Source organism: Planococcus sp. APC 3900 (genome assembly GCF_030407735.1).
In the GTDB taxonomy this organism is placed as follows: Bacteria; Bacillota; Bacilli; order Bacillales_A; family Planococcaceae; genus Planococcus; species Planococcus notacanthi.
This window is the reverse complement of record NZ_JASDCT010000001.1, coordinates 400,427-425,902: the sequence shown is the minus strand read 5'-3', so window position 1 is coordinate 425,902 and position 25,476 is coordinate 400,427. Positions and strand designations below refer to the sequence as shown.

Annotated in this window: 26 protein-coding genes and 2 riboswitches; of the genes, 9 read left to right on the top strand and 17 right to left on the bottom strand. The window is 47.2% G+C overall.

Annotation, left to right across the window (positions count from 1 at the left end; genetic code table 11):
- Window positions 1–8: 8 nt before the first annotated feature.
- The 3 genes from QMA04_RS02125 to QMA04_RS02115 all read right to left on the bottom strand — a co-directional run bounded on the left by QMA04_RS02125 (window position 9) and on the right by QMA04_RS02115 (window position 2,821).
- Window positions 9–1,175: a TraB/GumN family protein gene (locus QMA04_RS02125; RefSeq protein ID WP_290183826.1), complete on the bottom strand. Its 1,167-nt coding sequence runs from the start codon at window positions 1,173–1,175 to the stop codon at window positions 9–11.
- A gap of 131 nt (window positions 1,176–1,306) precedes the next feature.
- Window positions 1,307–2,152 (bottom strand): KPN_02809 family neutral zinc metallopeptidase, encoded by an 846-nt coding sequence (ypfJ, locus tag QMA04_RS02120; RefSeq protein ID WP_290183825.1) that lies wholly within the window; start codon window positions 2,150–2,152, stop codon window positions 1,307–1,309.
- 57 nt (window positions 2,153–2,209) lie between these two features.
- Window positions 2,210–2,821, bottom strand: a complete 612-nt coding sequence (locus tag QMA04_RS02115) for a class I SAM-dependent methyltransferase (RefSeq protein WP_290183824.1) — start codon at window positions 2,819–2,821, stop codon at window positions 2,210–2,212.
- A 106-nt stretch (window positions 2,822–2,927) separates the two neighbouring features.
- Window positions 2,928–3,106: riboswitch (Lysine riboswitch) on the top strand.
- A 127-nt stretch (window positions 3,107–3,233) separates the two neighbouring features.
- Between QMA04_RS02115 and dapA the strand changes: the two genes are divergently transcribed.
- On the top strand, window positions 3,234–4,124 hold the full coding sequence (gene dapA / locus QMA04_RS02110; protein ID WP_191714851.1) for a 4-hydroxy-tetrahydrodipicolinate synthase: 891 nt from the start codon (window positions 3,234–3,236) through the stop codon (window positions 4,122–4,124).
- A gap of 46 nt (window positions 4,125–4,170) precedes the next feature.
- Here the strand turns inward: dapA and QMA04_RS02105 are convergent, their stop codons facing one another.
- The 3 genes from QMA04_RS02105 to QMA04_RS02095 form a co-directional block, all read right to left on the bottom strand.
- Window positions 4,171–5,010, bottom strand: a complete 840-nt coding sequence (locus QMA04_RS02105) for an STAS domain-containing protein (RefSeq protein WP_290183823.1) — start codon at window positions 5,008–5,010, stop codon at window positions 4,171–4,173.
- 119 nt (window positions 5,011–5,129) lie between these two features.
- Window positions 5,130–6,068 (bottom strand): GGDEF domain-containing protein, encoded by a 939-nt coding sequence (locus QMA04_RS02100; protein ID WP_290183822.1) that lies wholly within the window; start codon window positions 6,066–6,068, stop codon window positions 5,130–5,132.
- Window positions 6,069–6,080: 12 nt separating this feature from the next.
- Window positions 6,081–6,881, bottom strand: a complete 801-nt coding sequence (locus tag QMA04_RS02095; protein ID WP_290183821.1) for an alpha/beta fold hydrolase — start codon at window positions 6,879–6,881, stop codon at window positions 6,081–6,083.
- A 445-nt stretch (window positions 6,882–7,326) separates the two neighbouring features.
- Between QMA04_RS02095 and QMA04_RS02090 the strand changes: the two genes are divergently transcribed.
- On the top strand, window positions 7,327–8,139 hold the full coding sequence (locus QMA04_RS02090; protein ID WP_191714847.1) for a YsnF/AvaK domain-containing protein: 813 nt from the start codon (window positions 7,327–7,329) through the stop codon (window positions 8,137–8,139).
- 145 nt (window positions 8,140–8,284) lie between these two features.
- Complete coding sequence (locus tag QMA04_RS02085; protein ID WP_191714846.1) at window positions 8,285–9,082, top strand: YsnF/AvaK domain-containing protein; 798 nt, start codon at window positions 8,285–8,287, stop codon at window positions 9,080–9,082.
- Window positions 9,083–9,140: 58 nt separating this feature from the next.
- Here QMA04_RS02085 and QMA04_RS02080 read toward each other — a convergent pair whose 3' ends face one another.
- The 4 genes from QMA04_RS02080 to QMA04_RS02065 form a co-directional block, all read right to left on the bottom strand.
- Window positions 9,141–9,785 carry a Yip1 family protein gene (locus QMA04_RS02080; protein ID WP_191714845.1) on the bottom strand — a complete coding sequence of 215 codons (645 nt, stop codon included), beginning with the start codon at window positions 9,783–9,785 and terminating at the stop codon, window positions 9,141–9,143.
- A gap of 169 nt (window positions 9,786–9,954) precedes the next feature.
- On the bottom strand, window positions 9,955–10,854 hold the full coding sequence (locus QMA04_RS02075; RefSeq protein ID WP_290183820.1) for an SDR family NAD(P)-dependent oxidoreductase: 900 nt from the start codon (window positions 10,852–10,854) through the stop codon (window positions 9,955–9,957).
- Window positions 10,855–10,882: 28 nt separating this feature from the next.
- A complete protein-coding gene (locus QMA04_RS02070; RefSeq protein ID WP_290183819.1) occupies window positions 10,883–11,785 on the bottom strand; it encodes an SDR family NAD(P)-dependent oxidoreductase in 903 nt (300 codons plus the stop codon).
- A 29-nt stretch (window positions 11,786–11,814) separates the two neighbouring features.
- A complete protein-coding gene (locus tag QMA04_RS02065) occupies window positions 11,815–12,735 on the bottom strand; it encodes an SDR family NAD(P)-dependent oxidoreductase (protein ID WP_290183818.1) in 921 nt (306 codons plus the stop codon).
- Window positions 12,736–12,934: 199 nt separating this feature from the next.
- Between QMA04_RS02065 and QMA04_RS02060 the strand changes: the two genes are divergently transcribed.
- Together QMA04_RS02060 and moaC are read left to right on the top strand one after the other, a co-directional pair.
- Window positions 12,935–13,738, top strand: coding sequence for an alpha/beta fold hydrolase (locus tag QMA04_RS02060; RefSeq protein ID WP_290183817.1), 804 nt, complete (start codon window positions 12,935–12,937; stop codon window positions 13,736–13,738).
- 149 nt (window positions 13,739–13,887) lie between these two features.
- On the top strand, window positions 13,888–14,376 hold the full coding sequence (gene moaC / locus QMA04_RS02055) for a cyclic pyranopterin monophosphate synthase MoaC (protein WP_290183816.1): 489 nt from the start codon (window positions 13,888–13,890) through the stop codon (window positions 14,374–14,376).
- Window positions 14,377–14,533: 157 nt separating this feature from the next.
- Here moaC and QMA04_RS02050 read toward each other — a convergent pair whose 3' ends face one another.
- The 5 genes from QMA04_RS02050 to modA all read right to left on the bottom strand — a co-directional run bounded on the left by QMA04_RS02050 (window position 14,534) and on the right by modA (window position 18,274).
- Window positions 14,534–15,049 carry a MogA/MoaB family molybdenum cofactor biosynthesis protein gene (locus QMA04_RS02050; RefSeq protein WP_290183815.1) on the bottom strand — a complete coding sequence of 172 codons (516 nt, stop codon included), beginning with the start codon at window positions 15,047–15,049 and terminating at the stop codon, window positions 14,534–14,536.
- 17 nt (window positions 15,050–15,066) lie between these two features.
- Window positions 15,067–16,086 (bottom strand): ThiF family adenylyltransferase, encoded by a 1,020-nt coding sequence (locus QMA04_RS02045; protein WP_290183814.1) that lies wholly within the window; start codon window positions 16,084–16,086, stop codon window positions 15,067–15,069.
- 91 nt (window positions 16,087–16,177) lie between these two features.
- Entirely contained in the window at window positions 16,178–16,816 is a 639-nt protein-coding gene (locus QMA04_RS02040) for an ATP-binding cassette domain-containing protein (protein WP_290183813.1), read from the bottom strand.
- 4 nt (window positions 16,817–16,820) lie between these two features.
- Window positions 16,821–17,504 carry a molybdate ABC transporter permease subunit gene (gene modB / locus QMA04_RS02035; protein WP_290183812.1) on the bottom strand — a complete coding sequence of 228 codons (684 nt, stop codon included), beginning with the start codon at window positions 17,502–17,504 and terminating at the stop codon, window positions 16,821–16,823.
- On the bottom strand, window positions 17,501–18,274 hold the full coding sequence (gene modA / locus QMA04_RS02030; protein ID WP_290183811.1) for a molybdate ABC transporter substrate-binding protein: 774 nt from the start codon (window positions 18,272–18,274) through the stop codon (window positions 17,501–17,503). Before modA ends, modB begins: the two co-directional genes overlap by 4 nt.
- A 168-nt stretch (window positions 18,275–18,442) precedes the next feature.
- Window positions 18,443–18,553, top strand: a riboswitch (SAM riboswitch).
- A gap of 80 nt (window positions 18,554–18,633) precedes the next feature.
- On the opposite strand from modA, the gene QMA04_RS02025 reads away from it, so the two are divergent.
- From QMA04_RS02025 to xerS, 4 genes are all read left to right on the top strand, one after another.
- Window positions 18,634–19,296: a sulfite oxidase-like oxidoreductase gene (locus QMA04_RS02025; RefSeq protein WP_290184026.1), complete on the top strand. Its 663-nt coding sequence runs from the start codon at window positions 18,634–18,636 to the stop codon at window positions 19,294–19,296.
- 368 nt (window positions 19,297–19,664) lie between these two features.
- Window positions 19,665–20,249: a hypothetical protein gene (locus QMA04_RS02020; RefSeq protein ID WP_290183810.1), complete on the top strand. Its 585-nt coding sequence runs from the start codon at window positions 19,665–19,667 to the stop codon at window positions 20,247–20,249.
- Between the two features lie 143 nt (window positions 20,250–20,392).
- A complete protein-coding gene (locus QMA04_RS02015) occupies window positions 20,393–21,136 on the top strand; it encodes a Fic family protein (protein WP_290183809.1) in 744 nt (247 codons plus the stop codon).
- A gap of 83 nt (window positions 21,137–21,219) precedes the next feature.
- Window positions 21,220–22,329: a tyrosine recombinase XerS gene (gene xerS, locus QMA04_RS02010; RefSeq protein ID WP_290183808.1), complete on the top strand. Its 1,110-nt coding sequence runs from the start codon at window positions 21,220–21,222 to the stop codon at window positions 22,327–22,329.
- A 277-nt stretch (window positions 22,330–22,606) separates the two neighbouring features.
- On the opposite strand, the gene ltrA is transcribed toward xerS, so the two are convergent.
- Entirely contained in the window at window positions 22,607–23,869 is a 1,263-nt protein-coding gene (gene ltrA / locus QMA04_RS02005; protein WP_290183807.1) for a group II intron reverse transcriptase/maturase, read from the bottom strand.
- 612 nt (window positions 23,870–24,481) lie between these two features.
- A complete protein-coding gene (locus tag QMA04_RS02000) occupies window positions 24,482–25,474 on the bottom strand; it encodes an ABC transporter permease (RefSeq protein ID WP_290183806.1) in 993 nt (330 codons plus the stop codon).
- Window positions 25,475–25,476: the final 2 nt, after the last annotated feature.

Genomic DNA, 25,476 nt, shown 5'->3' with positions numbered 1-25,476 from the left:
AATTTCTGTTATAGATTCTGGAAGAATAGGCGGATAACATCAAGTCCACCGATGACATTGCCGGCTGCAGTCCCCAAATTGGTCAGTACAACGACCAGCAGAACCCGCGTGACTTTATTATCCCAAAATCCTTTCAGAGTGAAAACATCTTTGGATAAGGTTTGAAAATCGCCGACATTCGGCCGGCGGACATAAGCCTGAGCTAATCCCGAAAACCAGCCGGCCGCCAGTAGCGGATGAAGTGCGCCAATTGGGCCACCCACAAACGCTGTCAAGATGGCAAATGGATGGCCAAATGCAGCAGCGGCGCCGATTGCCCCAAGGCATGCCGTCCACAAAATCCAGCTGACGGTTTGGTCGATTCCTGCTGCCGGGTTATTCATGAAGGTGATAGCAATCATGGCAACAAGCGCCAACGGAATGGCCCAGCCGATGACTTTTGGCCATTTTGATTTTGGAGGAACTTTCGATAATTCCGCCAAATCGTGTTCATTGTGGACTTCTTTTACAATCCCAGGAATATGGGCAGCACCAAGAACTGCCACAATTTTTTTACCCGGTGCTTCTTTGATCTTCTGCGCCAGATACTGGTCGCGTTCATCGATCAATGGCTCTTTCAGTTTAGGGAAAGACTGGGTGAAATCGTTCATGACTGCATTTAAGGTATCTTGTGACTTCATCTTCTCCAAGTCTTCTTCTGAGATGGTTTCTTTGCTGAAAATGCTGAAGAAAACCGAAGTTAATAGCTGGGCCTTGCCCATGAAGCCGATATTCCCCCAGATGCGTGAAAATGTTACTTGGATATTGCGGTCTGCCAGCACAAGTTCCGCTCCGGCTTCTTTAGCGGAAGCGATCCCCTGGATCATTTCCTGGCCAGGCTTGATGCCGAACTGATCTGCGAGGCGGTTCTGAAACGAGGAAATCGCCAAATTCATCAAGAGCAGACTGGCTTTCTTGTCTTTGATGACTTTGAAGATATCGGTCTCTTTCCACTTGCTGCCTTGCATGACCGATTCATAGCGCTGCGCATCCAATTCGATGCACACCGAATCAGGCTGCTCCGCTTCAATAACTTTTTTCACTTGTTCTGCACTCACTTTTGATACGTGTGCAGTCCCAATCAAAATCAATTCTTTTCCTTCATATTCTATGCGAGTAATATTATCTTGCGTCATGTTGTACTTCCTTTATAGAACTGAATTTCTTTCCATATATAAATGAAAAGACTGTCTATTCTTTATAATGGATTACAATAGCGAAAATATCAATGCCGCACCCTTGGATTTCCATTAAAAGAAGGTCCGGGTCATAAATCAGTGGCATTAAAAGTGTCGCCTTCTTTCAGGTTGCCGGCTTGGAAGCCTTTGTAGAACCAGCGCTTCCGTTGCTCTGAACTCCCATGCGTAAAGCTCTCCGGCACTACATAACCGCGTGAACGCTGCTGAATAGTATCATCCCCCACCGCACTCGCCGCTGTCAGCGCTTCCTCCAAGTCCCCTTCTTCCAAATAGCCCATGCCTTGCGCATGATGCGCCCAGACACCTGACAGATAATCCGCCTGCAACTCCAGGCGAACCTGTAATTTATTGTATTCTTCTTCACTCAATTGATTGCGCAGAGGCTGCACTTCTTCCATAACACCCAGCAAATTCTGGACATGGTGCCCAACTTCATGCGCCACTACATAAGCCATGGCAAAATCACCCGGCGCCTGGAACTGGGTCTGCAATTCATTATAGAAACTCAAATCAATGTAGAGCTTGTAGTCGCCCGGACAATAGAACGGACCGACTGCTGAACCTGCCGTCCCGCAAGCGGATTCAACACTTCCGGTATACAGCACCAATGTCGGTTCCACATATTCCATGCCTTCCTCGGCAAAAACTTCTGTCCAAACTTCTTCGGTATCCGCGAGGACAACTGAAACGAATTCAGCCAATTCCTCTTCTTCCTGTGTTGCTTCATAAGGCTGATTTGACGTTGTTCCACCTGAGCCTCCCAATTGGTCCAGGATGACACCCGGATCGCCACCTAAAAACGCTACAAGCAGCACAATCAGAATACCGCCGATTCCGCCGCCTGCCACCATTGCACCGCCTTTGCCTCTTCGGTCTTCTACGTTTCTACTGGCTTTTCTGCCTTTCCACTCCATAGGACTCCCTCGTTTCAAAATGCTTTTTGTTTACCCATACCCGTTGCAACGCCTGTTCTAATCCATTTCAGGCAAACGGTAAATTAAAAAACGTTCCCGTGAATCCTTATGAAAACCTGGCAGCTGAATTTCCTGTGCTAATTCAAAAACGGTGCGTGTTTCCAGGTGATCGCTGTAATCCTGTGAAGCAAAAAACAAAATTACCTCAATGGTTCGTGGATTTGTTTCGGCAGACCGCAGGATTTTATTGATAAATGCAATGAATAATTGGACCGAAAACGGATTAAAGAAATAAAATACAGTGTCCCGTGCCGTTATTGGGTACTCCTGTGCAAGGCAATTATAAAATGCCACCTTCTGCTCAGCATTTTTATGCTTTTTCACATACTGTTTTTTATTTTCAAGGGCCTCTTCATAAAATACGGGATTCATTTCGATTCCAGCGGTTTCTGCACCGAATACATGGTGAGCATAAAAATTCAACCGCCCTTTGCCACAGCCCACATCCACCAGACGGCCACCGGGAGACAGGCTGTAGTTTTCGAACAACCTGTCCAGCAATTTGTAAGGAGTCGGCTCATAGCGGTTGTGGTGAAGGGAATCCGTAAAGCCCCGCTGATTTCCACCGGTTTCGATATTCAACCGGCGGTCGTATTCCTGCTCTTCCATCCCAAATCACTCCTTCGGCATAAAATTTTACTCTGATGACCTTGCAATTAATAGTGAAATTTGTTATAGTACAGCTAATTCAATATTTCTTGCTCCAGCTTTTATGGAGTAGGATAGAGGCGCAAAAACCATCAGTACGCAAAACGAGGAGTATGGGCTCCGTTGACGTTTGCCGAAAGGGGGATTTGCCGAAGTGGCGGAAATCTCATATTTCCGTGCGCTGGGTCTGCATTCAATAAATGCAGGACTGTCATATAGGGAACTATATGGAGGGCTATCTGATGCACAGGAACGATTGGTAAACATTGTTTCTACTGCAGCAACGAGTCCCTCGTTGCTGCTTTTTTGTTTATTCCTGACTAGGCCCCTCACCTCTAAGCTACGACAAAAATTAGAAAAGGGTGTGTTCTTTATGAATTTTGGCCAAGTAATTACAGCAATGGTGACGCCATTCGATCAACATGGAGACATTGATTTTCCGGCAACACAACAATTGATAGAGCATTTGATAGCAAACGGTTCAGACGGCCTGGTCGTCGCAGGGACAACCGGAGAATCTCCGACTTTAACGGCAGAGGAAAAAGTTGAATTGTTCCAGTTTACCGTCCATACAGTAGCCGGACGGATTCCAGTCATTGCAGGAACAGGTTCCAATAATACACGCGCTTCCATCTCCTTGACAAAACAAGCAGAAGAAACGGGCGTTGATGGCATCATGCTGGTCACACCATACTATAACAAACCTTCACAGGAAGGCATGTTCCAGCATTTCCAGGCGATTGCCGCGTCTACAAGCCTGCCGGTCATGCTCTACAATATTCCAGGACGCAGCGTGGTCAATCTATCTCCGGAAACGATCATTCGCCTGTCCAAGATCGACAATATCGTTTCTGTTAAAGAAGCGAGTGGAGACTTGGACGCAGCTGCAGAAATCATCGAAAAAACAGCGGATACATTTTCTGTTTACAGTGGAGACGATAGCTTAACAATTCCAATGCTGTCAATCGGCGGCACCGGCATTGTCTCAGTTTCCGCGCATATCATCGGCAACGATATGCAGGACATGATTACCAGCTTTAAAACAGGAGATGTAAAGACCGCGGCGGCTATCCACCGCAGATTATTGCCGACAATGAAAGCATTGTTCGCTGCGCCAAACCCGTCTCCGGTCAAAGCGGCACTTACGCTGACTGGTGTTCAAGTCGGCGGCGTGCGCTTGCCGATGATTCCATTGACCGAAGAAGAAACCATCACCTTGCGTAAGGCATTGCCTGACGTCCATTCCGAAGCCGTCACTAACTGATACAAGATAAAAAACGCTGAAGCCCAGAGCTTCAGCGTTTTTTTCATCAATTGACTTTCATTTGTTCCAAAACCCGCTTCAAGCTGCCGCCGACCTCCAGCACTTTCAAGTCAACTCCGATCTCAGTTAACGTTGTAGCGATTTCGGGACGGATTCCGGTTAAAATCGAGCGGACACCAACCAATTTCAACGACTGGATGATTTTGATGATTTGTTCAGCTACCATCGCATCCACGCGCACCACTCCTGATAAATCCACAATCAGCACGCTGATTTTCAACTGATTCGCGGCCAACAGTGTTTTCTCCAGAATATAACGGGCGCGGTCAATTTCAATATTCCCCACTAAAGGCAACACTGCGATGTGGTCACTGACCGGCACGACGGGGGCTGAAAGCTCCAGAAATTCCTTCCTGGCTGATTTCAGTTTCCGCTGGTACGATGCTGTATAGGCCTGTGTATATGAGTATGCGGCATGGTCCAACAAGGAATGGAAAAATTCCATGACATCAAAGAGAAGCTGCAGCTCCATCTTTTTGTGGACCGCTTCTGTCTTGATGACGGTTCCGATATGTTTGCGGTAAAGAGACGTTTCCGCCAACGCATCTTCCAGCGATCTTCCGGTTTCAAGAAAGAAGTTTCCCGTCTCTTCTCCCCACTCTTGAATATCTGCATAGACCTTTCGAACGTCGCAGCTATTGCTGATCGACTCTCCGATCAGTTCCACAAAATGGATCCGGGTCTTAGTGACAGTTTCGATAAAGGCTTTGTTCGTTTCAAGCTGTGCTGCCGGAACATTTTTCACCACTTCTTCATGGACCAATTGAGCAATTAATTCCTTATCCTCGCTTACCCGTCCACCCAACAATCGAATATCTTTTTCCATCGGAATCCCCCAAAGACGAAGACATTTATATATGCCTATTATAGCCTTTGCTCCAAAGAATGTAAGGGTTTTATTTTATTGATTTAGCTGGATGGAAATTGGAGAGCCAAAGCAATTTTTTATTCGTCTCCAACCACACAATTTCTGCCCTTGGCTTTGGCTTTGTAAAGAAATTCGTCCGCCCGTGACAGCAAACTTTCCATTCCTTCTCCAGCCATATAAACCGCAGCTCCGATGCTGACAGTGATAGGGACATGCAGCCAGTCAGCTGTTTCCATATGCTTGCATAATGCATTGCCCATGGCCAGGCCGTCCTTCAGTCCAGCGTTTGGCATGACCACCACGAATTCTTCACCGCCGAGCCGAGCCACGATATCAGCGGATCCGGTTTCCGCTTCCAAACGCCAGGCCAGTTCCTGCAAGACCGCGTCGCCCATCTGATGGCCATGTGAATCATTGACCTTCTTGAAATGGTCAATATCTATGACCAACAAGGCCACTTCCCGGCCAGTTTCAGCCTGAAGCAAGAGTTCTTCCAATTGTTCGGTCAGGTAACGGCGATTTTTCAATCCCGTCAACGGATCTGTTGTAGCCAGTTGCTGCAGTTTGAAATTAAGGTCCATCAATTCTTGCTGTTTGCATTCCACTTCATTCATTACTGTTTTCAGCTTTTCGTATGCTTCGGCCGTCTCACGGTTGACCTTTTCAGCATTGCGCTTTGCCAGCAGCAATTCCTTTTCATACTCCCCGCGGACACTCATTTGAATCAACGCACATTCGTAGGAGCCGTCGCGTTCTATCGTATTCATCAAGACAGGCAGGGAACCCGTCTCGCTTTTCAATGTCAAAAACATTTCGTTTACAGTGCCATGCATTTTGATGGAAGGAGTAAAGTAGGTCTGGAAGTAAACCCGTGAAGCGACTGTCAATAAATCATGCATGTGCTTTGGTTGTTGCGCACCTGTCATGAGCTGCAAGGTTTTATTCATTTCCACGATGCGCAATTCATGATCCAATATCAAATATCCACATGGCGCTCGATCAAGCTGCTGTTCCACTGTCTTCTCTCCCTACTCCGCCAAATAGGCCTTGATGTGTTTCACTGTTTCATCAGAATCGCTTAAATGCGGATTATGGCCAACTGCTTCCATCACAATCAGTCGGCTCCCCTGGATGTGGTCGTGGACATACTGCCCGACTTCCGCCGGTGCAATAGCGTCGAACTTGGTCTGAAGAATCAGCGTGGGTACAGCCACTTTATCCAATTGATCGCGAAGATCCGTAGTAAACGTCACTTCAGCAAATTGCCGCGCAATCATCGGATCATTCGAGCATAAAAGATGTTCAAAGTCTTCGGCGAGCTCAGGACGCTGCTCATTCTGCATGACGACCGGCGCCAAGTATTTAGCCCACTCCATATAATTGGTTTCCATCATATCCAATAATTCGTCAATGTCTGCCCGTTCAAACCCGCCATTATAGCCAGGCTCATTCATATAGTAAGGAGAAGGTCCGATCATGACCATTTTCTCCATCAATCCAGGTTGCTCAATTGACGCCAGCATACCGATCATGGCACTGACAGAATGGCCGACAAATAGGAATCCTTCCATCTCAAGTGATGCACAAACCTCCAAAAGATCCTGTTTGTAGCCATCCAAAGTGCTGTAACGCTCTTTGGAATACGCTGTCTTGTCACTGTTTCCAGCTCCTACATAATCAAAAGTGACGACCCGATAATCCTGTTCGAAATTGGTAATCGTATTATTCCACACTTGTTGATCACAGCCAAAGCCGTGTGCGAATACTATTGTTTTTTTCCCTTGTCCAGTCACTCGGACGTTATTGCGTTGCAAAACATCAATCCCCATTGTCATCCCATCCCTTGTGAACTTGCCGCCCTAAGGCTAAATTCGAATATATAAAAGTAAAATACGCCTTAATCATAGCATTAATAGTTCAATCTTACTGTTTATAAAGTAAGGATTCCCTTAATTTTATCGATTCCATTCTTTTGTACCGCCATCTTATACAATTAAAAGAAAGCAGATAAATATCTGCTTTTCAAATGAAACCGAGAGTGCTTTATAGTCTCTTTCTATTCATTTGATAAGATTTTTATTTTATAAAATAGTTGTGTCTCCGGAATTGTTCCGGTGCCTGGCACCATGCAGTTTCCAAGCATAGTCATCCGCACAGAAAAGAAGATGTTTCAATCCCTCTCCTACTCTTTCATGGTTTATTTCAAAAAACTACGGGGTAGACAGACAGTACCTTACTTCACAGGTGATTTATCACTATTAGGAGGAATTGACAATGACAAACAATAAAAACACATTTATCCAAGCATATGACGTACAAGCAGAAGTTCTGCATAAAATAAGCGAATTAAAAGCACAAGGCTATAACGAAGAAGACATGTATGTAATCGCGAAACATGACGATCAACTGTCCATGGTCCAAGGCCAGACGGACGTGCACTTAAACACACAAGAAGACGATAACTTCATGGGCAAATTCAAATCGTTCATTTCAGGTGAAGATTCCACACGGGATGCATTCACTCAAATGGGATTAGGCAGCGGCGAAGCGGATGAATACTACCGCCAAGTCGAAAATGGCAAGCTGGTTCTTTACGTGAACAGCGACTATGGCACTTCTTATAAGCAATACTCGGGCGCGCAGACAGCAACCGGAACGGCAACTGCCGGCAGCCATGAAGAAGAGGAACATTTGCGCCTTCACGAAGAGCGTTTGAATGTCGACAAAGAACGCGTACAGACTGGCGAAGTGAATGTCGGCAAACATGTGGTCGAAGAACAGCAGACCATCGAAGTACCGGTTGAGCGCGAAGAAGTATATGTGGAACGCCGTGCGGTCAACGAGGAAGTTTCACCGGGCACAGGCGGATTGGCGGATAAAGGCGTCTATGACGATGGAGATTCTATTCATGTTCCGGTTTCCGAGGAACGCGTGGAGGTCAGCAAAAAAGACGTCGTCAGCGAAGAAATTGTCGTCGGCAAACGCAAAGTCCAAGATACCGAAGTGGTGAATGAAACCGTCCGCCGTGAAGAAGCGGATATTGACGAAAACGTAAAAGCGAAAAAAGACGGACGCACTTCCCTATAAAAAAACAGCAAAGGCGTCTCCGGATGATTTCTCCGGAGATGCCTTTTTTTCGGGACTGGACTCCCGCAGGTTTATCCAACATGCGACTAAGGGTAAATTAGCGGTAACAAGTTTTTTGGTGCAACTGACATGGGGGGAATTAACTATGGAGAAAAAAGGAAACAAACTTGTCGGGCTTTTTGATGCACAAGCGCAAGTATTGATTCAGATCGGTGAATTACGAGCAAAAGGACATGAAGAGGAAACTTTATACCTGGTAGCCAAACACGATGAACAGATTCCTTTGATCATTGAACACACCGCTGTCCATGTCGATACAGAAGACCGCGATAATTTCAAAGGCAAAGTCATCGCTTTTTTATCTGGGGAAGACATCACGAAAGACGCTTTCAACCGAATGGGTTTGGATGAATCTGAAACTGATTACTATTTCCAGCAGGTGGAAACTGGAAAGCTGCTTTTATATACGGACAGCCTGCCAGCAGCTAAGCCGGAAACGGCCATATCTGTTGATTCAAAAGATGGCCTTCCTGTAGAAGAGCAGAAACTCGCTCTGCATGAAGAGCGTCTGGATATCGAGAAAGAACGCGTGCAGACTGGCGAAGTCCAAGTCCAAAAGCAATTGGTGGAAGAAGACAAAGAAATCCAAGTACCGGTAGAGCGTGAGGAAATCGTCATTGACCGGCGACCAATTTCTGAAGGTGCAGAAGCCGCAGAAGACGGTCAGGTGCTGTCTCCGAAAGAAGCTTACGAAAAAGGAGATGCGATCTACATCCCCCTTTCTGAAGAACGTCTGGACATCGGCAAAAAGAAAGTGGTCCGCGAAGAAATCGTTATCGGCAAGCGCAAAGTCAAAGATGTGCAGGTCATCAATGAAACCGTGCGCCGGGAGACGGCGGACATTGAAGAAAACGGCACAGTCCATAAAACAGAAAAACCATAAAAAGAACAAGGCGGCCATAAGGGCAGCCTTGTTCTTTTTATTTTCCATATCTGCTTGATTAGTTGCCACCCACTGCAGGAAGAAGCATCGTAAAGAATAATGCGATCAGCCCGATAATTACACCGATGACCAGAACTGTCGGAATCATGATGACGAAAAAGCCTTTCCAGGCAGAAAACCTGTGTGCTTCTGCAACCGCCTTGCACTGGACAAAGAAAGTCCAAGCAGAGATGACCCCAAGGATGATCAGGAAGACAAGCGAAAGAAAATCAGGTTCAGCGAACAGCATGTCATCTGCTTGCAGGAAATAGGTTTCCGGCAACAGCAGCATCCATAAAAGGATTATCGGAATAAGCCAGATCTGTGGAATCAGCCCGGTCAGAATTGCCCGGAACATTTCCGTGTAGGTGCCCTTCCCTTTAAACAGCTTGCCAATCAGCAAATAGATACCGGCGCCGATGACCGTGCTTACCACCACGCCAATTGGTCCGAAGAAAAGAGCAATCAGGATCATTCCCCCGACCGGCAGGAATTGTTCTGAATCCAGGCTGCTGAGCAGGCCGGCAGCAAATCCTGCAAGGACAATCAACAGAAAAATGAATCCGGACGATTTTTCTTCAATCACATGGCGCACTGCAGCACGAGGACGGGTCCAAATGGCCGTAAACGGGTTTAGCTTTTCATATTTTTCAACATCATTCAATTCTGTCTCCACCTTTGTCTTATTGTTCTTCCTTTATTCAAACATACTGGAAGAATAATGTAAATGATAGAACAAATCTCCATTAATAATTAAAAAACCATATTTTTACTGACACATAAAAAGAAGATCCGCTCTGAGGAGTGAATCTTCTTTCATTTGAGCCTATCACTTATTCTCGTTTCATCCGCTCCCGGATTCCGCCTTCCACTTCCGTTCCTTTTTCCATCGGAATATAGAGGCTGCCGTTAGTCGGACCGGCCGGCGGTGCATCTTCAATCACTTTTTGAACAAATTTCGCATTCATTTTTTCAGTAGCACCGGGCAGAATATGGCTGGAAACGGCCGATGCTTTGGATTTCGCACCGACTGCCACAGTTTCCTGCGGTTTATCGATCAAGCTAATGATTGCCTCAATGACGATTTCCGGATCATCCATCGGCTTCATTTCAGCGGCATGCCCTGTGTAATTTCCCGTATGTTCAAACCAGGGGGTATCAGTCGCCCATGGCAGCACAGTGCAGACATGGATATCATCAAAACCTTCCAGTTTCACTTCTTCATTCAACGCAGCACTGAGCCCCAGCACAGCATGCTTGCTGGCACTGTATCCGGTGTAATAAGGAAAAGCGATTTCGCTTGTGATGGAACCGATATTAATGAGGATGCCCCGTTTCACTTCTTTGAAATGGCGTAAGGCAAAGTGGCTGCCATTGATGGTGCCTTTGACATTGACATCGACCACCCGCGCCAAGTCCTTGATCGGGATTTCAGTAAACGGACCAATTGCGCCGACTCCGGCATTGTTAATCCACACATCAATTTTCCCGAAACGTGCCAACGCCGTTTCAAAGAGATGCGCCACTTCCTCTTCCAGGCTGACATCTGTCCTCACCGCAACCGCATTCGGACCCAGTTCTTCTGCCAGCTTTTCAAGCAGGCCCACACGGCGTGCGGCAAGCACGACATTGGCTCCTTGTGCAGCCAGTTCCCTTGCGACACCTTTTCCAAATCCACTGGAAGCACCAGTGATGACCACCGTCACTCCTTCATGGGATTTCTTTTTTGCCATTTTCATTCCTCCTCAGTTCTGCATTGAGTCACGTTTTGGTTTTCAGCCGCTCACGCAAATCACCTGACACGCTTGTCCCTTCAGGACTGGATTCATACAGGCTGCCGGATGTCGGCGGAGCAGGTGGGGCTTCCTGGATCATATTAAATAGAGTGCGTCCGGTCGATCCTTTAGTCGTTTTCGGCATCAACGAACCGGCAATCGCAATACCTTTGGATTTAGCGCCAATTTCCACTGATTTTTTCGGATTATCAATGAGCCCGATGATGGTATCCACCACTTTTTGCGGATCATCTGCCGGTCCGACAAGAATTTCATGGCCGCTGTAATTGCCCGCATGCTTTGTCCAAGGGGTATCGGTTACCCATGGATCCACTGAACAGATATGGATATCGTCAAAGCCGTCCATTCTCATCTCCTGATGCAAGCCGTTGCTTAAGCCTGAAATACCGTATTTGCTGCCTGTGTACGCGGCTCCAAAAGGCAGCGGCGTTTTGCTGGCGAAAGAGGAAACGTTGATCAGCGTTCCATACTCTTGCTTCTTGAATTGTTTCAAGGCATAGTGGCTGCCATAAATAGTGCCAAGAAAATTGATTTCCACCGTCCGGTTCAAATCCCTTAGCGGTCTATCCGTGAATGAACCATATGTTCCAATCCCTGCGTTATTGATCCAGACATCAATTTTACTGAACTCTTCCATCGCTGCTTCGTACAGCTTAGCGACGTCTTCTTCCCGGCTGACATCCGCCGTCACTGCAATGGCATTCGGGCCACAGGAGTCCGCCAGTGCTTCAATTTCCTTGGTGCGGCGTGCCGCTACTACAACATTGGCTCCTTGCGCGGCCAGCTGCTGTGCCACGCCTTTGCCGATGCCACTCGAGGTGCCCGTTATGACGACCGTCAGTCCTGCACGTTTTACTTCAGTTGCCATGTCTATTCCTCCTATCCGTAAAACTGGCTTCAGTGTTGCTTTCCTTTTCGAAGCTGTTGCTTCAATCGGTTCCGCATATTTCCAGAGACCGCTATCCCTTCCGGCCGAGGTGAATGGATGCTGCCCGAAGTGTTTTTGGCGATCGGCGCTGCCTTCAGCATCTCCAGCAATAAAGCGCCATTCAATTTCTCCGTAATGTGGGGCATCATCTGCTTGGAGACAATGGCGGCTTTTGATTTGATGCCGATTTCCACACTTTCCTGCGGCCGTTCAATCAAGTCAATAACAGCGGCAATCACAGTTTCTGGATCATCGACCGGCCCCAACGTAATTTCGTGGCCGCTGTAGTTTCCGGAATGCTCAGGCCAGGGTGTGTCGGTAACCCACGGATGCACCATACAAACATGGATATCTTTCCACCCTTCCATCTCCATTTCCAGATGCAGGCCTGCAGTCAGTCCTGCAATGCCATATTTCGTTGCACAATAGACAGCGCCGAACGGCAGCGGCACGCTGCTGATAAAAGAAGACATATTAATCAGGGTTCCAGCTCTGTTCTCTTTAAAGTGGTGAAGGGCGCAGTGGCTGCCATAAATCATGCCTTTCAAGTTGATATCCACTAAACGCAACATGTCATCCAGCGGAACGTCCGTGAACGATCCCATGATGCCGAGCCCCGCATTATTGATCCAGACATCCACTTTGCCGAAACGGGATTCCGCCGCAGCCATCAGCCTGGCCATTTCCTCTGGCTCGCTGACATCCGTCGTTACAGCCAATGTGCGGTCGCCGAGCTCTGCTGCAAGTACCTCAATCAAGCCGGTCCGCCTGGCCGCCAGCACCACATTGGCGCCATCCGCTGCCAGCTGCTGGGCAATGCCCCGGCCAAAACCGCTCGAAGCTCCAGTGACAACTACAGTCAATCCGTGCCGATCCTTTTTCCGGCCCACTCCTTCTCCCCCTGTCTGGAAAATAAATTCGCTTTGTTTGCTTACTAACTACCCCTTTCACCATAACGAAAACGTATTTGCAGAGGGGTTCGGAAAGTCTTTTTGAGGGAAATGGGAGTATTAAAAAGAAAGGAGAGAAGCTATGTTGCTTGAAAATTTTCAGACCGCGACAATTAACACTGGCGAGGCGGAGATTTATGTGTGTTATGGAGGAGCTGGCCCTCCACTGCTTCTGCTCCACGGACATCCGCAAACCCATGTAATGTGGCATCTGCTTGCGCCACGGCTGGCAAAGGATTATACCGTGATAATGCCGGATTTGCGGGGATATGGTGACAGTTCCAAGCCTGCCTCTTCTCCTGATCATTCAACTTATTCCAAACGGGCGATGGCCAGAGACCAAGTAGCCGTCATGAAACAGCTCGGCTTTTCCCGTTTCTCAGTCATTGGCCATGACCGGGGAGCCCGATGCGCCTACCGTTTAGCGCTGGACTTTCCTGATGCGGTGGAAAAGCTTGTAGTCATGGACATCATTCCAACCGGAGAAGCCTTTAGAAGAGCGGATAAAGAATTCGCTATAGGCTATTGGCATTGGTTTTTCCTTGCCCAGCCTTTTGACTTTCCAGAACGGATCATCGAGGCAAATCCTCATAACTTTTACTTCCAAGGCACACGCCACCTATTTCGTCCCGAGGCGCTTGCCGAATATTGGCGGGGCATCCAAAATCCTGGAACAATCCACGCCATGTGCGAGGATTACCGCGCCGGTGCCACCGTCGATTATGAACTGGACGAAGACGACCGGGGAACAAATAAAATCATCTGTCCCGTCCTCGTCCTGTGGGGTGAGAAAGGAGCATTACCGAAGTGGTACGAGGTGCTGGATGTTTGGAGAGACTGGGCGGATGACGTCAAAGGGCGCGGCATCGATTGCGGACATTATCTTGCAGAAGAGGCTCCTGAAGAAACCGGCGAAGAAGTGCTACAGTTTTTGAAGGAGTGAAAAGTCGTCATAATAATCTCTGTAACAGCCACAGAGATTATTCCTTTTATCTTAGAGAAAGATTCTTTTTATTTGTTTTATTAGGCTCATTAGCGGCTTCCGCCAGCCGTGCTATACTGAAATCATTCAATAACGAAAGGATGATTTCTTTGTCTGAACTAACTCATTTCAATGCCCAGGGCCGCGCCAAAATGGTCGACGTCTCTGACAAACAGGACAGTGTCCGTACAGCCCGCGCCACCACTTCGGTACTGCTGAATAAAGCAATTTACCAGCAGATCAAAGAAGGCACCAATAAAAAAGGCGATGTCTTTGCCGTGGCACAAGTTGCCGGCATCATGGCTGCCAAAAATACTGCGCAAATCATTCCGATGTGCCATCCTTTGGCGCTGAGCGGTGTCGATATTGAATTTCAATGGAACGTCGATGAAGACGCCCATCATTTTGAAGTGCTGTTAACTGCCGAAGTCAAAACAAAAGGGCCAACCGGCGTCGAAATGGAAGCTCTCACGGCCGCATCAGCTGCTGCTTTAACTATCTACGATATGTGCAAAGCAGCCGGTAAGGAAATGGTCATCGGGCCGACCATGCTGCTCCAGAAAACCGGCGGAAAATCAGGCGATTACGAGCGCAGTTGACGGCATTTGATTTACTGAAAACAGCCAACTGACCACATGGTCAGCAGTAATTTCAAAGTTATCCATTAAACAAAAAAAGCCTCCGGACTTGTCATACACTGACAAATCCGGGGGCTTTACATTTTACAGATTGATGATTTTAGCACTCGTCAACCACTTAACGATCCAATTGCTGATGCTTGGTCAATTCGGAGCGGATATGCTGGATTTCCGGCAAGATCAATCGTTCCATCGCCAGTTTTACAGCTCCACGGGAACCTGGCAGGACAAAGATGGCTTTGTCGTTGGCAATACCCGCTGCAGCACGGCTTAACAGCGCTTTTGTGCCGATATCCTCTAAAAAACTGACGTAACGGAAGAGCTCGCCGAAGCCGTCAATTTCCTTTTCGAAAAACGGTTTGACCGCCTCGAGCGTGACATCGCGTTTGGCGATTCCTGTCCCTCCCGTTGTAATAATTACATCCACTTCCTCATTCTCCAACCATTCCGACAGGATGACGCGAATAGACGCGATGTCATCTTCCACGACATCGTACTCCACAAGTTCCAGCCCTTCATTTCGGGCAAGCCGCTGCACGAACTGGCCTCCCGTATCCGTTTCTTTTGTCCGTGTATCACTGATCGTCAGTACCGCGACACGAACCTGTTGATCCCCTTTGAATGATTCTGACATTTAACTTCCCCCTTTGATTAACCGAATACTTGATGATATAATTTCCGGCCGGCTGCCACATTTTGGACTCCGTGTATCAGCAACCGGCCATTTCCGAACAGCACCATGCGGTGATTGAAGACCTTCAGTTCGACGAAATAAGGCGTCCGTTTTACTCCAGCTTCCAAACGGGCTCCGACTTTTTCAGCATCGTCCAGTGTGATGGGACGGTTCGGATCGGGCAGAATCTGCACCGCGTCCCTACCGCATAGAACGGCATAGGAACTCGCACCCGTTTCATTGAGTGACGGGAACACGGCAGCCGGTCCGCAGGTTTTGCAGGAAGGATCTTTGATGCGCGACACGCCGATATCCAACTGGCTGTTGTCCCAAAGATTGAAATGATGGATCTTTTTCCGTATTGCCTCGCGGTTGCCGCTCAGCCATTTCAAGGCTTCCGTACATTGAAGTGCCGCCGTCACTTGGACAGCCGGCGAGATGATGCCGACCGTATCACAGGTTTCATTGATTGCGGGAAGCACCGGCAGCAGGCAGCGGAAACATGAACTTTCTCCCGGAATGAATGGAAAAACCACTCCTGAACTGCCGACACAGGCGCCGTAGATCCACGGCACACCAAATTTCACAGAAGCGTCGTTGATCAACAAGCGCGTTTCAAAATTATCCGTGGCATCCAGGATCAAATCGCTGACAGCCGCCAGTTTCTCCATCCCTGCCGCATCCAAATGCTCCAAATACGTGAACAACTGAAGATCGCTGCGGATCGCTTTCAGCCTTTGCTCGGCAGCCGCGACTTTCGGCAGCATCTGCTGGGCATCTGTTTCGGTGAAAAGCTGTTGGCGTTGCAAATTCGACAGCTCAACATAATCCCGGTCGACCAAGTGGATGGTCCCGATGCCCGCGCGTGTCAGTGTTTCAGCAATGGCGGAACCTAAAGCGCCACAGCCGACGATCGTGACGGTCGATGACTCCAGCTTGTGCTGGCCGGTTTGGCCGAGCGGTTTGAATAAGACCTGTCTTGAATAGCGTTCATCCACATTGGTTCCCCCTTTTCCCTCCGCTTGGCGACCCAAACGGTTTACTCGTTACTATCACTGTACCACGGCTTTTCTCAAACTGCAGCAGACATCAAACCACAGCTTCTTCAGCCATTTGCCCTTTCTCGACCCGAATAATGCGGTCTGCCAATTTTTCAGCATCCGCAATCCGATGTGTCACAAAAATGATGGGGATTTGCCATTGTTCATGAATCCGCAGTAACTCCTCTTGGCAACGGTCTCGATTGGCATCATCCAAAGCCGAAAACGGCTCGTCCAGCAACAGGATATCCGGCTGTGCAGCCAATGCCCGCGTCAACGCAACACGCTGTTTTTCGCCTCCTGAAATCTGATGCGGATATTTTCCAAGAAGCCCAGTAATGCCAAGAATTTTGGTCAGTTCGGTGATATGCGATACACCCGTTCTTCCGGGCTGTGCATAGAGAATATTTTCTTCGGCAGTGAGATGCGGAAACAGTGCATAATCCTGAAATAAATAACCGACTTTCCTCTTTTGAATTTTCAGCGGCTTTTGTCCTTCCTTATAAAAATGTCGGCCGTTTAACAGAATCGTTCCTGCATCTGGATGGACAATGCCTGCTAGGCAGTTCAATAAAGTTGTTTTGCCCGAACCGGAAGAGCCGACCAATGCCAGAATTTCTTTATCCAATTCGAATTGCATCTCCAAATTGAAATGATCCAATTGTTTTTGAAAATCCACTTTCAGCATGGACTCACTCCCTTCCGATGCGTACAGCATTCTTTTTTCGCCAATAATTGACCCATGTGATGGCAGCTACTCCAAGCGACGAAATGATCAGCACCCAAAACAGGGCTTTTTCCATATCCCCTGCTTCATAAGCGAAGTAAATCGCTAGCGGCACGGTCTCTGTAACGCCTGGAATGTAACCTGCAATCATCAATGTGGCTCCGAATTCACCGATGCCACGGGCAAATGCCAAAATCAAACCTGCCAGAATACCTGACCAGGCAAGCGGGAAGGTGATGGTCCGGAAAATCCGCCATTCGGATACGCCCATCGTCCGCGCCACATTCTCCCAGCGCGGATCCACTTTATCAAAAGCGGCCATAACGCTTTGATACATCAGCGGCAGTGACACGACGAAGGAAGCGATCGCTGCCCCGATCCAGGTAAAGACCACGCGAAATTCAAACCATTGTTCAAGCAGAATCCCAAGCGGTCCATTGGCGCCAAACAAGACGATCAAGCCGAAGCCGATGACAGTCGGCGGCAAGACCAATGGCAGCAAAATCAACGCTTCCACCAGGCTTTTGCCGAAAAATTCACGTCTGCTCATCAACCGTGCAAGCGCTAAGCTAGCCAAAAACACAAATAGAGTGGAAATAACCGCAACTCTCAGCGATAACCAAAGCGGCGACAAATCATACGGCATCATGGCGTTGCCTCATTTGCCGGCAAGAATCCATATTGTTCGAAGATAGCCTGTCCTTTGGGACCCGTTATAAAATCCAGAAAAGCTACAGCCGCCTGCTGTTTTTCTGAATCCGCTACGACCGCTCCCGGATAGACGACAGGATTTTCTTGCCCCGGCACTTCGAGCGCCCCTTTTATTTCCTGGGAAATAACCGCATCCGAGGAATAGACGATGCCAAGTCCGGCATTTCCGCTTTCGATATACGTCACCACTTGCCGTGCATCTTTTGCGTAGATAAGGCGCCCTTCAAGCGGCTGCCATAACCCTTGGCTGTCCAGCGCCTGCTTTGTGAAATTTCCAACCGGTACGCTGTCCGGCTCTCCGACCGCAATGGTTTCTTCTGCATTCATCACTATTTCTGTAAAATCTGCAGTTTCCGGAAATTCCTCCAATGAAGCAAGCACAAGACGATTTTCAGCAAAAGGCACCACAGTTTCGGCTTTCACCAGTTGCTCGGATTCCAGCTGTTCCATATCCTTTTCACTGGCCGATAAAAATAAATCTGCCGGTGCGCCTTGTTCAATTTGGCTTCGCAGCTTGCTCGATGATCCATAATTGAATGACAGCTCGATATCCGGCTCCAATTGATGAAATTCCTCTTCCATTTTTTTCATCACTTCTGTCAGGCTTGAAGCTGTTGAAACAAGCAGCTCATCGCCGTTTTCTGCTGTTGTGTTGGTGCAGCCGCTCAACAGTACGGCCATTCCTATAATGCCGATCATTTTTTTCATTTTGCAGGACTCCTTATAAACAAAAAGTGACGCTTGCTATGCACGTGATTCTCCACGTACTATCAGTATAACGCCAGCCGGAGAGAAGCTGAATTATTTTCCGAATAATCTTGCAAGAAATAAGCGGTTTCGGTAAAATAAGTCATACCAAAAATTAAATACGCTTTATCCTTATCAAGAGAGGCAGAGGGAATGGCCCGATGACGCCCGGCAACCGCCAGTTCACAAACTGGAATGGTGCCAAATCCAACAGAACCACGATGTTCTGAAAGATGAGGAAGAGAATTTCACCAGCAGACCCAACTCTTCCCTTTTTCAGTGGAAGAGTTTTATTTATTTTAAGGAGTGATCACATGAAGCTGAGCAAAGCCGAACGAATCAAACGTACGCGGGTCCCTGTAGTGGATCCTTCTCTGGTTGAACGCCTCCCGCCTGGACAGGTGTTGACCGAGCGCTTTCCTGTCCTGCACGAAGGCGAGGTGCCGGTTTACGATATGGCCACTTGGACATTGAAAATCTTCGGCCAGGTTGATAAGGAAATCACGCTGCATTATGAAGATCTGCTGAAATTGCCGCAAACGACAATAACACGCGACATCCATTGTGTGACACGCTGGTCCCGCTTCGACAATACCTTTACCGGCGTCCGTTTTATTGACCTGATAAAAGAATTGGGCGTAACGCCGAAAAGCGGCTATGTGATGCTTCACGGTGACTACGATTACACCACCAATGTCGCATTATCCGATTTGGACCGGGAAGACGTGCTGCTTGCCCATTCACTTGACGGCGAACCGTTGACCGCCAAGCATGGTTACCCGCTGCGTTTTATCGTACCCCATCTGTATTTTTGGAAAAGTGTCAAATGGGTCCGAGGCATCGAATTCATCGATGAAAACCAGCCGGGCTTTTGGGAGCAGAACGGTTTCCACATGAACGGCGACCCGTTTCAGGAAGAGCGCTTTTCCGGCGAAGACTTGGAAATCCCTGAAGACGAATGGGAGAAAAAAGATTTTGACTGACTCTGGCCAGTCTTATGATTCCAGGATAATTGAACTGTCACTTTAAGAGATAACTTGCATCAATTTAGAACTTTATATTTCGTATTATTTCAAAGAACCCATCAATCTAATCCTTCATGTGAAGGTTGATGGGTTCTTTAAATCATATATAGAATGAATGGCAGCTTCCGATAAACCTCTCATGTGTAAACATAAATTTTTTAGCTGCTTTCTCCAAAAAAGTTAGCCCATCAGAACTGGCTTTTTTATATAGAATTTTAATTGTTCGCAAAATACCTATTTAACGAACAAATAGAGTAGGCTTATGGTAAAATGAGAATATTAGACTTACTTAAAGTTAAAATGGGTTGAAGCAAGGGTGTGATTGTATGTTTCAAAGTAGGTTTCCATACGCTTTAAAAGATGAAGTGACTAAAGTGGTTGGATTGATGGCTGATAAAACATACAATAATGTCACCATTGATGTCTCCGAGGACATTATTCAGTATCATCAAGACCATGAAGTCATCATGTTTCCGTACCGCATCTACTATATGGATAACTCAAATGATTTTACAAAAGGTTTAAGTGAACAACAAAAAATGATTTTACATTGTATCTATTCACGAAGTTGTGAAGGATTTGTTCGCCAAAAGCATATGCACTTGTTGCTTCAGATGGATTATGGAGATTGGACTATTCCTTATATCGTGAAAATTTGCGATGAATATGTCGTGGAAATCGTAGAAATGACTTATAACATTTTAAAAGACCAAGATACGGAGCGGATTAAGAACTTTTGTAGTGAAAATAGAGAGTCCTTTTGCAAAAGCTATAACCGAATGATTAGCTATTGGAACGAGTATTACAGACATGAATACACTAATTTTCACCACTATGTCGGCAGGAAGTTATTTAGAGAGTGTTTTGGTTATTCAAAATCAATGGCGCGCAAAAATAAATTCGGCTTGTGATCCATTACCTCTTCACTAACGGGACAATCATTAAAAATAAAACATTAAGAAAATCTCTTACACAGTTCTTTTTGTACTACTCAAAAATCAACCGGATCATATAACCGAACTAATTTTATCCTATGAGAAGCAGGTGCTAGTCAATGAGCTATTTTAATCGCGTGGATGTATTGAAAAATCAATTGGATCAACACCGCCCGCTTCCGCCTGCAGCGGTGAAAAACTTGCGCGACGTGTACCGGGTGGAATGGACGTACAATTCAAATGCTATCGAAGGAAACACCTTATCTTTGATTGAGACTAAGGTGGTCATGGAGGACGGCTTGACCATTGGCGGCAAGCGCCTGCAGGAGCATTTCGAAGTCATCAATCACTCAGAAGCGATCAGCTTCATTGAGGATCAAGTCAATCGGACAGAGCCGCTTGATGAACGGACGCTAAAGACAATTCATCACTTGATTCTAAAGAATATTGATGACGAAAATGCCGGTACCTACCGCTCAATCAACGTTAGGATTTCCGGTAGTCAGCATGAACCGCCACACTTTCTACAGGTGGATAATGAAATGAAAAACCTCTTCGCTTGGTATGAACAAGAGAAAGACCGTCTTCATCCCGTAGAGCTGGCCGCTTTATTTCATTTTAAATTCGTTTATATCCATCCGTTTGCTGATGGCAATGGCCGGACAGCCCGATTGTTGATGAATTTGATTCTTATGAGCCACGGATTCCCTCCTGCTATTGTAAAAGCGGAAGATGAACAGCGACTAAACTATTACGAAACACTGGAAATGGCTAGCATGAGAAACGAAGTCCAACCATTCATCCATTTAATTGCTGGTTGTGTAGAAGAAAGCTTAACCAATTACTTAAAAGCGATTTTGTAAATCGCTTTTCACATTCATTTGTTCGCTTAAATTACATTTTGCGAACATATAAAAATTAGTTACTACAAGGAGGCCCATAAAGTATGGCGTTAACACCTGAAGAACTGCAAGTCCTCCAGCGGATTGAAAACCAACTGAACGACATGCCCTTCTACGTTGTCGAGTATGTCCGTTCTAAAAAGCGGGCCGGGCTTTCGGCCGATACCTTATTGCAGTACCTTTACCGGTACCAGCATTTCTTCCAGTGGCTGCTCCGAGAAAACCTGACTGAGGCAACAGATGTGGCATCTATTCCCTTTTCCATACTGGCAGAACTGAAGAAACAGGATATTGAACTGTATATTGAATTTCTGAAGGAAGAATCCATCCCATATGAGAAGGAGTCGGTTAAGAAGCGTGGCCAGGCGGTCGTGGCCCTTTCCGTTAACGCGTTAAAGTCACTTTTTAACTACCTGACGAAAGAGACCGAGGATGAAGACGGGGAAGCGTACTTCTACCGAAATGTCATGAGCAAAATTATGTTGCACACGAAAAAAGAGACGGCCAGCCGTCGTGCCCAGAAAATCAGTTCCGTCATTTTGAATGAACATGAAATCCACGATTTTCTGCAGTTCGTCGAACATGCATACGAACCTACTTTGGAAAGTGGACTTGCACGACAACGGTTCAACCGAGACAAGGAACGGGATCTGGCCATCCTCTCCCTTTTCCTCGGCAGCGGCATTCGTCTCGGTGAAACCGCCCGCGTTCTTGTAAAGAAAATCAATTTAAAGAAACAACTCATCGACATCAAGCGGAAAGGTGCTAAGGAAGACACGGTCCGCGTCATGGACCAGGCGATCCAGCACTTGAAAGTCTACCTAGACATTCGGGAAAGTCGTTATCCTGGTTCGAAGGAAGTCCCTTTCCTTTTCGTTTCCCTTTACGGAGCTATTGCCCGTCCTTTGTCGCGGCGTGCGATTGAAAATTTGGTGACCAAGTACACTGCTGCATTCGCGCAAGGAGAAGGCATGAGTCCTCACAAGCTCCGACATAGTTTTGCGGCGGACTTCATCCGAAATGGCGGAAGCATTGTTCTCCTTAGGGATCAATTGGGCCATAGCAACATCGAAACCACTTCTCTTTATACCAACCTGTCCAATAAGGACAATGAGCAGGTGTTGACACGTATGGAAGAGAATCGACTAAAATAAACAAATACAGAGAATAGTAGTTGCTGTAAGTAAAAGAACCGGTGGCTTTAGTCAACTGAACCCCGATAGAGTCACTTTTCAAATGCTTACTTTTTGGGAGCTGTTCTGTATTCGACATCGGTATATCTAAAATTAACGAACTTTTACTTCTGTCTTCATAGTTCGAAACTTCCCTCCTGTAGATTATGCCCATTCCGGGCACAATCGAGTAGGAGGGAGCGATTAACTCCCGACCTCTCACACCACCGTACGTACCGTTCGGTATACGGCGGTTCAATTAAGATGTATGACGCAAAGTTTCATAACGTGCTATCAGACTTTTGAGCCCTTGGGAACTCCAGTAGGAGTTTCCGAGGGCTCTATGCAATACCGGACTATTTGAAATTCGCCAGTAACTCTTTCGCGAGTTGCCCCATTCATAAGCCTTCCCTTTCGGGATGCTCATTCCGATGAGTTTTCTCACTTTCGTGCTCGGCTTCTTCCAATCTTTCCACATGCACATGCGGAGCCTTCTTCGAATCCACGATTCTAGGTCTTTGAATACGCTTGGCGTATCCGCCAACGCAAAATAACCGCACCAACCCGTCAGGTACTGGTTCAGCTTTTCAATTCGCTTTTCCATTGAATACGGTTTACTTCGTGAGGTGATGTTCCGGATTTTGTCTTTCATCCGGTTTATGCTCGCTTTCGCAATCCGCACCTTCGGTTCTTTATGGGAAGTAAAGCTGAAGCCAAGGAATTTCCGCTTCCATGGTCGGTCTACAGCTGATTTGCTGGTATTCACTTTCAACTTCAGCTTTCCTTCTATAAATGAAGTCACCGACTTCATGACCCGGTTGCCTGCTTTCGGTGTTTTCACGTAGATGTTGCAGTCATCGGCGTAGCGGACAAACGAGTGACCACGCTTTTCGAGCTCCTTGTCCAGTTCATCCAGGACAATGTTCGAGAGCAGCGGGCTGAGAGGACCTCCTTGCGGAGTGCCTTCCTCACTGTTCATAACGACTCCGTTTATCAAGATGCCGGTCTTCAGATACTTGTGGATGAGCTGAAGCAGGTGCTTGTCCTCGATTCGCTTCGCCAGAAGCCCCATGAGCTTGTCATGGTTCACCCGGTCGAAGAATTTCTCCAAGTCGATATCGACTACCCAGCGGTTGCCATCTTCGATATAGCCTTTCGCTTTCTTGACCGCCCCGTGGGCACTCCGATTTGGGCGGAACCCATAACTGTGGTCAGAGAAAGTGGGGTCATAGATAGACGACAACACTTGGGCAATCGCCTGTTGAATGAAACGATCAATCACGGTAGGGATGCCAAGCAGTCGCACGCCGCCGTCAGGTTTCGGGATTTCGACCCTGCGGACCAGCTGTGGCTGATAGGTTCCCGACAGAAGTTCCATTTTCATGGTATCCCAGTGTTCGATGACATGCGCTCGCAGGTTTTGTGCAGGCATTTCATCGACACCATGGCTTCCTTTATTCCGAACCACCCGGTTCAGGGCACGTATTAAATTTTCCCGTGAGAGAATCTGTTCCATTAACATTCATTATGCCTCTTTCCGTGAACAACGGTTCTTCTTTATCCAGTTTCTGCTCCACCCTCTTGATGTCCCCAGTGGAATTCACCACGTCCTCCAGTCAAGTAAGCCCTCACGGGTTGTCTGTGTTCAACGCAGAAACTGCCTGCCAAGATGTTGTTCTCTCTTAATCGTTCAGCCCTTCCCATCCGTCTCGAGACGAGATGGTACTATGGCTTCTGCTGACTTCTGGTTGTTCAGCTGCCCATCACTGGGCAGGTTACCAAGGGTACTTGGCGTTCCAACCAGACCTCCCCGGGTAAGAACGCAATCTTTCCCTCCATCTATCTGCTTCATTTACTGCATGCGACCTTCGGCAGAAAGGGCTTTGCCTTGTTTGGCAGGCTCACCCAATCGCACATAGCCTTCTATGAAGTTCGTGTTCCTCAGACCGGAGGTTTGCCGCCCGCTTCCTTCAGATTCCACGTCACCGTGGACACCCTTGCGCTTGGCTAACTGTTACTTCTGCCTTCACAGTTCGGGACTTGCACCCTATAGATTACGCCCATGCCGGGCACACCAACAAAAGGAGCTCCTTAGATAAAGAAGCTCCTTTAACTGGATACCTATAGGTGGGCATTAGAGGTTTTTAGATTTAACGTGATTCAGGAATATCGCCAGTATTAGAATTATACCGGTGATGACGTTTTGCCAATATGACGAAACGTTTGCCAAGCTTAGTCCATTTTGCAGTACGGCGATGAACAAGACGCCTAATGCGGTTCCTGCAACTCCACCGACTCCTCCTTTGAAGCTCGTTCCTCCGAGCAATACAGCCGCTGCAACGAGCAATTCCGTGCTTGTGCCGATAGTTGGTGCAGCAGAAGCTAATCTTCCGGTTTCGATGATGCCGGCTAATGCTGCAAACATGGCGCTAATTGCGTAAACCACGGTAATCACCAAAGTGACGTTAATGCCGGACAGCTTCGCCGTATGAGGATTGCCTCCGACGATGTAGATGGAGCGACCGAAACTGGTGTATTTCAAAAACAAAAACGATGCGAGAAAAACAACCAGCATGATGATGATTGGATAAGGAATCGCACCGAGCTTTCCGTTGCCAAGTGCCATGATCAATGGATACTCAGAAACATATTTCGTTTCCCCGTTCGTCCAAACAAAGACGATACCACGAAACAGCGATAAGGTTCCAAGGGTGACCACAAAGAAATTCAATCCAACTTTCCCAATCAATAGGCCGTTGATGAGAAAACCTATTGCGGTAATAGCTGCTATGGTTACCACGATGCTCAAGATTTGTGGCATCCCGGTAGACAGTAAGGTAACGAGCATGACGCCACTTAAAGCCATCGTGGAGCCAACCGATAAATCGAAGCCCGCTGTTAATAATACCAGCGTCATTGCCATCGCCATAATCCATATTCCGGAACTTGCTGTTAACAGATTGATCCAGTTCTGAACGGTCAGGAATGCCGGGTTGATGATACTCACTGTAATGCATAGCAGAATCAATAGTGGTCCAATCCCGGAAAATTTCAATAATAACTGCTTGTAGTTCATCTTTTTCGGGCTGATTTCTTCGACGGTTTTTAAGGCAGTTTCAGTTTCCATAG

What these genes read in the sequence shown, in the direction of transcription:
- QMA04_RS02125 (WP_290183826.1), bottom strand. Translation starts at nt 1,175, where the DNA reads ATGACGCAAGATAATATTACTCGCATAGAATATGAAGGAAAAGAATTG.
- ypfJ (WP_290183825.1), bottom strand. Translation starts at nt 2,152, where the DNA reads ATGGAGTGGAAAGGCAGAAAAGCCAGTAGAAACGTAGAAGACCGAAGA.
- QMA04_RS02115 (WP_290183824.1), bottom strand. Translation starts at nt 2,821, where the DNA reads ATGGAAGAGCAGGAATACGACCGCCGGTTGAATATCGAAACCGGTGGA.
- dapA (WP_191714851.1), top strand. Translation starts at nt 3,234, where the DNA reads ATGAATTTTGGCCAAGTAATTACAGCAATGGTGACGCCATTCGATCAA.
- QMA04_RS02105 (WP_290183823.1), bottom strand. Translation starts at nt 5,010, where the DNA reads ATGGAAAAAGATATTCGATTGTTGGGTGGACGGGTAAGCGAGGATAAG.
- QMA04_RS02095 (WP_290183821.1), bottom strand. Translation starts at nt 6,881, where the DNA reads ATGGGGATTGATGTTTTGCAACGCAATAACGTCCGAGTGACTGGACAA.
- QMA04_RS02090 (WP_191714847.1), top strand. Translation starts at nt 7,327, where the DNA reads ATGACAAACAATAAAAACACATTTATCCAAGCATATGACGTACAAGCA.
- QMA04_RS02085 (WP_191714846.1), top strand. Translation starts at nt 8,285, where the DNA reads ATGGAGAAAAAAGGAAACAAACTTGTCGGGCTTTTTGATGCACAAGCG.
- QMA04_RS02075 (WP_290183820.1), bottom strand. Translation starts at nt 10,854, where the DNA reads ATGGCAAAAAAGAAATCCCATGAAGGAGTGACGGTGGTCATCACTGGT.
- QMA04_RS02070 (WP_290183819.1), bottom strand. Translation starts at nt 11,785, where the DNA reads ATGGCAACTGAAGTAAAACGTGCAGGACTGACGGTCGTCATAACGGGC.
- QMA04_RS02050 (WP_290183815.1), bottom strand. Translation starts at nt 15,049, where the DNA reads ATGTCAGAATCATTCAAAGGGGATCAACAGGTTCGTGTCGCGGTACTG.
- QMA04_RS02040 (WP_290183813.1), bottom strand. Translation starts at nt 16,816, where the DNA reads ATGCTGAAAGTGGATTTTCAAAAACAATTGGATCATTTCAATTTGGAG.
- modB (WP_290183812.1), bottom strand. Translation starts at nt 17,504, where the DNA reads ATGATGCCGTATGATTTGTCGCCGCTTTGGTTATCGCTGAGAGTTGCG.
- modA (WP_290183811.1), bottom strand. Translation starts at nt 18,274, where the DNA reads ATGAAAAAAATGATCGGCATTATAGGAATGGCCGTACTGTTGAGCGGC.
- QMA04_RS02020 (WP_290183810.1), top strand. Translation starts at nt 19,665, where the DNA reads ATGTTTCAAAGTAGGTTTCCATACGCTTTAAAAGATGAAGTGACTAAA.
- QMA04_RS02015 (WP_290183809.1), top strand. Translation starts at nt 20,393, where the DNA reads ATGAGCTATTTTAATCGCGTGGATGTATTGAAAAATCAATTGGATCAA.
- xerS (WP_290183808.1), top strand. Translation starts at nt 21,220, where the DNA reads ATGGCGTTAACACCTGAAGAACTGCAAGTCCTCCAGCGGATTGAAAAC.
- ltrA (WP_290183807.1), bottom strand. Translation starts at nt 23,869, where the DNA reads ATGTTAATGGAACAGATTCTCTCACGGGAAAATTTAATACGTGCCCTG.
- QMA04_RS02000 (WP_290183806.1), bottom strand. Translation starts at nt 25,474, where the DNA reads ATGGAAACTGAAACTGCCTTAAAAACCGTCGAAGAAATCAGCCCGAAA.